Genomic DNA, 7160 nt, shown 5'->3' with positions numbered 1-7160 from the left:
AGATGTAATAGGAAGAGAAGGAAATATCTTAGATAAGAGAATATTACACGTATTTTTGAGCTTAGATGGCAAAAATATCTACTATGTAAATGAAGATGAACTAGATAAAATATCAAATATTATCTCAAACTTCGAAATCAAAAAACATGGATACGATTTAAAAGAGGACTATATACTACTAAAGCCTTACGATATAGAGCTAAATTCTATGGATTTCGATATAACTATAGCTGAGTATCTGATAGACTCAAAATCATCAACTTCATACGAATGTAGTGCAATAGCTATGAAATACCTGACTAGACAGATAAAATCAAAAGAGGATTTACTTGGTAAAGGAGCTAAGGCTAAAAAATTTGAGCAAATAGGCTTTGATGAGCTTTCTGCATATGTAGGAGATATATTAAATACAGTTGCAGATGTATACCCTAAAATGGAGGAAAAGCTAAAAGAAACTGAAATGGACGGTCTTTTCTACCATGTTGAAATGCCACTTGTAGAGGTTTTAGGTTCTATGGAATACATAGGTATGAAGGTAGACAAGGATCAACTAAATGAACTAAAAGATAAATTTACGAAAATAATATCGGAATTAGAAGCTGAAATATACGAAATGGCAGGAGAATCGTTTAATATAAATTCACCAAAGCAATTAGGTGTGATTTTATTTGAAAAATTAGGGCTTCCAGTTATTAAAAAGACAAAGACAGGATACTCTACAAATGCCGAGGTACTAGAAAAATTAAGAGATAAACACGAAATAATCGATAAAATAACAGAATATAGACAAATAGTTAAATTAAATTCAACATATGTAGAGGGATTATTAAACATAATTAACCCAAAAACAGGAAGAATACATTCTTCGTTCAACCAAACTATAACTACTACAGGTAGAATTTCGTCTACAGAACCAAATATGCAAAATATTCCAGTTAAAACTGAAATGGGTAGAGATATAAGAAAGGTATTTGTAGCAGAAGAAGGTTGCAAGCTAGTGGACGCCGACTACTCTCAAGTAGAGCTTAGAGTCTTAGCGCATATGAGTGGCGACGAAAACATGATAGATGCGTTTAAACATGGAGAAGACATCCACTCCAAGACAGCATCACAAATATTTGATGTAGATATAGAGGATGTAACAAGTAAACAAAGAATAGAAGCTAAAGCTATAAACTTCGGTATAATCTACGGAAAAACAGATTTTGGTCTTTCTCAGGACTTAAATATTCCAGTTGCAAAAGCGAAGGCATATATAGAGAGCTATTTCTACAAATATCCTAAAATAAAAGAATTTATGGACGATGCAGTAGAAAAAGCAACTCAAACAGGATACGCAACTACTATATTAAATAGAAGAAGATATATACCAGAGATAAACGCGAGCAATTTCATAGTCAGAAACCAAGGTAAGAGATTTGCCATGAATGCTCCTATACAAGGTAGTGCAGCAGACATAATAAAAGTAGCTATGGTCAACGTATACAACAAATTAAAAGAAAACAACATGAAATCAAAGCTTATACTTCAAGTACACGATGAGCTTATAGTAGAAGCTACTGAAGATGAATTAGAAATGGCTGAGAAAATAGTAAAAGAAGAAATGGAAAATGCACAAGTGATGGATGTACATTTAGATGTAGATTTAAATACAGGAAATTCTTGGTATGAAACAAAGTAGGTGAAAAGATGTTAGTATTGGGACTTACAGGAAATATTGGATGTGGAAAGAGCAGTGTATCTAATATATTTATCAAAAAGGGCATAGATGTAATAGATGCAGATATAGAAGCTAGAAAAATATTTGACGATAAGGAATTACTTAATAAAGTATTTTATACTTTTGGAGATAGTATAAAAAACGAGGATGGGAGCTTAAATAGAAAGGCTCTAGGAAATATTGTATTTAACGACGACGAAAAGCTAATAGAGCTAAATAATTTAACTCATCCTCAGATTAAAAAAAATATACTATCACAAGTTTCTAAATATAAAGAGCAAGGTAAAAAAATAGTTGTAATAGATGCAGCATTATTGATAGAAGATGATTATCTACCTTATATAGATAAGTTAGTTTTAGTAACTTGTAGAGAAGATATACAGATTGAGAGAATAAAAAATAGAGATAATTGTACAAAAGAAGAGGCAATTAGCAGGATAAATTCTCAAATGAGTCAAAGTGAAAAATCGAAATTTGCAGATTACATTATTGATAATTCAAACTCATTTGAAGAATTAGAAAAAAGAGTTTTAGAATTTATAGAAATTTTATAAGGAGAATAAGAGTGAAAAAAAAATTAATCTTAATTCTATTTATCGTAATAGTTTTGGGATTTGCTTTATATATGGAAAGGAACGAAATATATAAATATATATATCCTAAAAAATATTCAGAATACGTTGAGTTTTACGCAAAAGAATACAACCTAGATGAAAATCTAGTCTATAGTGTAATTAAAGCAGAAAGCAAATTTGATAAAGACGCAGTTTCGAGAAAAGGGGCAAAGGGATTGATGCAAATTGGGGATTCTACAAGAGATTGGGCAATTGAAGAGCTTGAGATGACTGAAGCAGATATTTTTAATCCTCAGGACAATATAAGAATAGGATGCTGGTATTTAAATAGGTTATACAGAGAGTTTGGAACTCTAGACTTAGTTATCGCAGCATATAACGGTGGATCTGGTAATGTCAAAAAATGGTTAGCTGATCAAAAATACAGCCATGATGGAGAAAATTTACATACTATTCCTTTTAAAGAGACATCGAGTTATGTTGAAAAGGTAAAGCGTAATTACGATATGTATAATAAAATTTATAATTAGAAAGGTACAACAAAATGAAAAAAATAGTAAAATTAATAAGTATAATTTTAGCATTGATGTTATTTGTTGTAGGATGTAGTGCAGATACAGAAGAGGAGAGCCAATCAGAAAAGACAGTAACAAATGATTCAGAATATATAAATTTAACTATGATAAGACCAAATACAATTAATCCAATTTTAAATACTGATAAGTCAGTAAGTTATGTTTTGAATTTAGTATATGATAGCTTATTTGAATTTGATGAAAATTACGATCTTCAACCTAAATTAGTAGATTCTTACAGCATTTCATCAGATAATAAAAGCGTCGATATAAAATTAAAATCTGGGATAAAATGGCATAATGGAAAGAGCTTGACAGCTAGTGATGTTAAATATACATATGATTTAATAAAATCTAAAAAAGAGAGTGCATATTATGATTTAGTATCAAATATAAGCAGTATAACTGTAAGTGGAAATAGAAGTCTAACTATTAGATTTAAAGATAATTATGCTTTTTCATTGGAAACTCTGATTTTTCCTATAGTATCAAAAGATAAATTGAGTGGTTTAAAGAGCGATGATTTAGAGCTTCCAAATAAAAATTTAGTAGGTTCTGGTGCATATAAAATAAAAACTTATGAAGATAGAGATTTTATGGTCTTAGAGCCAAATCAAGATTATTACGATTTTAATGAAGATGGAAATAATAAAGAAATCTATGTGAAATTTGTACCTGATACTGAATCACAGGTACAGATGGTACTGTCTTTAGATAGCGATATAAGCAATGTTTCACTTGCAAATATAAGTAAATTTACAGATAACGATAATTTTAAAATAGAGAAATATCAAGGAAGAAAATATGATTACGTTATTTTTAATTATGAAAATGAGTATCTACAAAATTTAGATATAAGAAAAGCTATTTCATTTTCAATAGATAGAAGCTCAATTATAAAGGATGCTTATTCAGATAGAGCTAAATTAACTAATTTTCCTCTAAATTCTGCTTCAAAATACTACGACAATGATTTAAAACCTCTTTCATACAATACAGATAATGCACAAAATTATCTTAAAAAAGCAGTTTTATCATTAGAAGAACAAAAAAATTCTAAAAAGAAAGAAGAAGAATCTAAAGACGCAGATCAAAATACAGTAGATGGTTCTGAGGATGATACTATCGACAACAATAAAGATAATAGCTCTAGTGATAAACAATCAACTAATGATAAACAAGATGCTGAGGATTCAAAGGAATCTTCTGAAGAAACTAGATCATTTAAAGATGTTACAACTGCTGAAGTTAAAGCATTATTAAAAGACATCAAATTTAAAATAATAGTAAATAAGGACAATAGTGAGAGAGTAAAGGCAGCTAATATAATAAGTAATAATTTAGAGGCAGTAGGTATAAAAACAGAAATAAAAGATTTGACAAGCGATGAAATGACAAAGGCTTTAGATAGCAAGGATTATGATCTAGCATTAATAGGATGTGAATTACCTGCTGTATCTGATGCTACATATATACTTGAAGAATTGGGATATCAAGATGAGCAATTAGATAAATACTTGAAAAAACTAAAAGAGGCTAATTCAGAAGCTGAAATAAAAAGCATTTACAAAGATATACAAAAGTATGTTAAAGAAAATGCAGTATTTATAAGCTTTGGCATGCTAGATGATTATGTCGTATTAAATAAAAGACTTGAAGGCGATTTAAATTCTAATGATTTTAGTATATATAGATCGATAGATTCTCTAGAAGTAAAATAATATTTGAGATAAAGCTAGTTTGGCGTTGGAGTTTTTGTAGATAATATGATATAATATACCCATATAGGGTATATGGAGGTGTAATTAATGGAAAAAAAATTATTAATTGAAGGTATGAGCTGCAATCACTGTGTAAATCATGTAAAAACAGCTTTAACAGAAGATATTGAAGGTGTAGAAGTAAAAGAAGTTAGCTTAGACGGCAAATATGCTTTAGTAGATGTAGCTGATGGAGTTACTGAAGACGCTATAAAAGCTGTAATAGAAGATTTAGGATTTGAATTAAAAGGAATACAATAATATATAAAAAGCCTGCAGGAAAATTTCTTGCAGGCTTTTTTAATAAAAAAAGATCTCTACCTATAGTAAATAGAGATCTATTAAATGGGGGAGATTGAGTATATTGATTTTACATTTACATTATTAACATCTTTAATAAAAATATACATACTATTTAATATTTTTTTAAAATAATCATATAATTAAAGTAAATATTTTTAAAATACTAGCAAGCTCACATTTTATATTTACATGAATATAATAAAATAAACGAGGTGGGGTATCATGGAGGAGTACAGAACATATAAAGATAATTTTAGAAATTTGATACTTGATATGGTACAGGAAGACTTAGGAAATTATGTATCGCAAAGAGGTGCAAAAAAATTTTTTGAAGCAAACGTCGATAAAGTAATAAATGAAAATTTACAAAAAATTAAAAGTAGAGATAAAAAAGAAGATATATATTTGAAAATTTTAACTTATGGTGCATATAAGGATAATATTTTATCAATAGGAAAATTAATAAAAAAAGAAGATATTTTTAAATCAAAAAAAGAAATTTACAATTTTGCAAGATACCTTAATTTGAATGTAAATAAAAAGTTTTCATATAATCAAATTTTAAGAATAATATCAAAACATATCTATGACAATAGGAATTTATATTCAACTAGACATGTAATCTACAAAAGAACAGGCAGAGAATATATAATAGATCCTCAAAGTATTAAAAGTGAATTAATACAAAGCTATAAGTCAAAAACGAGGGAAGAGATGAAGGTCATAGCTAAGCTTTTAGAAGTAGATATAGATGAGGGTGAAGGAGCAGAAGATATAAGAAAAAAAATAATAAATAACATAATAAAAGAGAAATTGAGAAAAAATAAATAACAGACAAATAAGAAGGCGCTAAAAAGCGTCTTTAATTTTTAAGTCAAAAAGGGTGTGATTTATATAAATATTAAAAAGTTTGTATTTCTAGTTATTATGATATTAGCTACAAGTTATTTTGTATCTATTCAAGATAATAATTTAAATAAAATAGAAATTAAAATAATAAGCTATAATATACATAGTGGAACAGACAGGAATATGATTCCAACATTATTTGATACGATAAATTTTCTTAAAAAGAGCAAAGCAGATATTATTTGTCTACAAGAGGTAAATGAATCATCTAAGGTAGGATTTCAAGTCAGCAGTCTAAAAGAAGAATTAAATATGTACTCACATTTTGGAGCAAATGTGGTAAATGATGATGGAAACTACGGACTTGTTACCTATTCAAAGTATAAAATAATTGATAAAAAACACGTTTATCTAACTAGTACAAAAGAGCAAAGAGGATTTTTACATACTATTGTAAAAATAAAAAATAAAAAAGTGCATGTGATAAATGTTCATTTGGGATTAAATTGTGAAGAAAGAAAAAAGCAAATAGAAGAATTGAGGCTTTATATAAAAAATTTAAAAAATGAGTATTTTATTATTTTAGGTGATTTTAATGAAGGAAATATATCATTAAATGACGAAATTATAGTTGATGTAGCTGAAGAGCTAAATAAATCTAATATATTAACTTTTTCGATGGGACTTGACAGGATAGACTATATGTTTGTTTCTAATAATATAAAAATAGAATCATATGAAGTTTTGATAAAAAATATGTCAGATCATTATCCGATAGTTGCTAAATTTTCTATATAATTATATTATAATAAAGGAGAAATTTAAATAAAATTTAGGAGGTAATATATGAATTTTACATTTTGTCACAATAATTTTAATGTAATAAATTTAGAAAAAAGTATAGAATTTTACGAAAAAGCTTTAGGTCTTAAGGAATCAAGAAGAATAGCACCTGAAGACGGAAGCTTTATAATAGTTTATTTATCAGATGGAACAACAAGACATAGCTTAGAGCTTACTTGGTTAAGAGATTGGGATAAACCATCATATAATTTAGGAGATAATGAATTCCACTTAGCTCTTGAAGTCGATGATTTTGATAAAGCTCATGAGCTTCACAAAGAAATGGGATGCATCTGTTTTGAAAATAAACAAATGGGAATATATTTTATAAATGACCCAGATAACTATTGGATAGAAATATTACCAGCTGGAAGAGGTTAATTTAAACAGTATTTAGTAGTATAAATTTGGGGGAATAACGTTATGAAAAAAGTAATCTTAGCATTAGGTGTAGGTGCTTTGGCTGTGTCTTTGAATGCTGATAAATCCTATGCAGATTCTAGTGCTGTAGTAAATGTAAGCGCATTAAACGTTA

General features: G+C 28.0%; 8 protein-coding genes. All 8 read left to right on the top strand.

The features are described from left to right. Positions 1-1681: DNA polymerase I (gene polA, locus ACI3VO_RS01995; protein ID WP_439756302.1), on the top strand; the 1681-nt coding region annotated here is incomplete at its 5' end. 8 nt (positions 1682-1689) lie between these two features. Continuing rightward, positions 1690-2274 carry a dephospho-CoA kinase gene (coaE, locus tag ACI3VO_RS01990; RefSeq protein WP_439756301.1) on the top strand — a complete coding sequence of 195 codons (585 nt, stop codon included), beginning with the start codon at positions 1690-1692 and terminating at the stop codon, positions 2272-2274. A gap of 71 nt (positions 2275-2345) precedes the next feature. Next, positions 2346-2825 (top strand): lytic transglycosylase domain-containing protein, encoded by a 480-nt coding sequence (locus ACI3VO_RS01985; protein ID WP_439756303.1) that lies wholly within the window; start codon positions 2346-2348, stop codon positions 2823-2825. Positions 2826-2839: 14 nt separating this feature from the next. Beyond that, positions 2840-4591, top strand: a complete 1752-nt coding sequence (locus ACI3VO_RS01980) for an ABC transporter substrate-binding protein (RefSeq protein WP_439756300.1) — start codon at positions 2840-2842, stop codon at positions 4589-4591. An 87-nt stretch (positions 4592-4678) separates the two neighbouring features. Beyond that, positions 4679-4891 carry a heavy-metal-associated domain-containing protein gene (locus tag ACI3VO_RS01975; protein WP_439756299.1) on the top strand — a complete coding sequence of 71 codons (213 nt, stop codon included), beginning with the start codon at positions 4679-4681 and terminating at the stop codon, positions 4889-4891. A 264-nt stretch (positions 4892-5155) separates the two neighbouring features. Further along, entirely contained in the window at positions 5156-5764 is a 609-nt protein-coding gene (locus ACI3VO_RS01970) for a hypothetical protein (protein ID WP_439756298.1), read from the top strand. Positions 5765-5860: 96 nt separating this feature from the next. After that, positions 5861-6580, top strand: a complete 720-nt coding sequence (locus tag ACI3VO_RS01965) for an endonuclease/exonuclease/phosphatase family protein (RefSeq protein ID WP_439756297.1) — start codon at positions 5861-5863, stop codon at positions 6578-6580. 48 nt (positions 6581-6628) lie between these two features. Further along, positions 6629-7006: a VOC family protein gene (locus ACI3VO_RS01960; RefSeq protein WP_439756296.1), complete on the top strand. Its 378-nt coding sequence runs from the start codon at positions 6629-6631 to the stop codon at positions 7004-7006. Positions 7007-7160: the final 154 nt, after the last annotated feature.

Source organism: Intestinibacter sp. (assembly GCF_051866655.1).
Lineage (GTDB): Bacteria > Bacillota > Clostridia > Peptostreptococcales > Peptostreptococcaceae > Intestinibacter.
The sequence above is the reverse complement of the archived record's forward strand: the minus strand, read 5'-3'. Positions and strand labels throughout refer to the sequence as shown.

Bases quoted from the DNA above. Each gene is read 5' to 3' on its own strand.
- ACI3VO_RS01975 (WP_439756299.1), top strand. From the start codon at position 4,679: ATGGAAAAAAAATTATTAATTGAAGGTATGAGCTGCAATCACTGTGTA.
- coaE (WP_439756301.1), top strand. From the start codon at position 1,690: ATGTTAGTATTGGGACTTACAGGAAATATTGGATGTGGAAAGAGCAGT.
- ACI3VO_RS01960 (WP_439756296.1), top strand. From the start codon at position 6,629: ATGAATTTTACATTTTGTCACAATAATTTTAATGTAATAAATTTAGAA.
- ACI3VO_RS01970 (WP_439756298.1), top strand. From the start codon at position 5,156: ATGGAGGAGTACAGAACATATAAAGATAATTTTAGAAATTTGATACTT.
- ACI3VO_RS01965 (WP_439756297.1), top strand. From the start codon at position 5,861: ATGATATTAGCTACAAGTTATTTTGTATCTATTCAAGATAATAATTTA.
- ACI3VO_RS01980 (WP_439756300.1), top strand. From the start codon at position 2,840: ATGAAAAAAATAGTAAAATTAATAAGTATAATTTTAGCATTGATGTTA.
- ACI3VO_RS01985 (WP_439756303.1), top strand. From the start codon at position 2,346: ATGGAAAGGAACGAAATATATAAATATATATATCCTAAAAAATATTCA.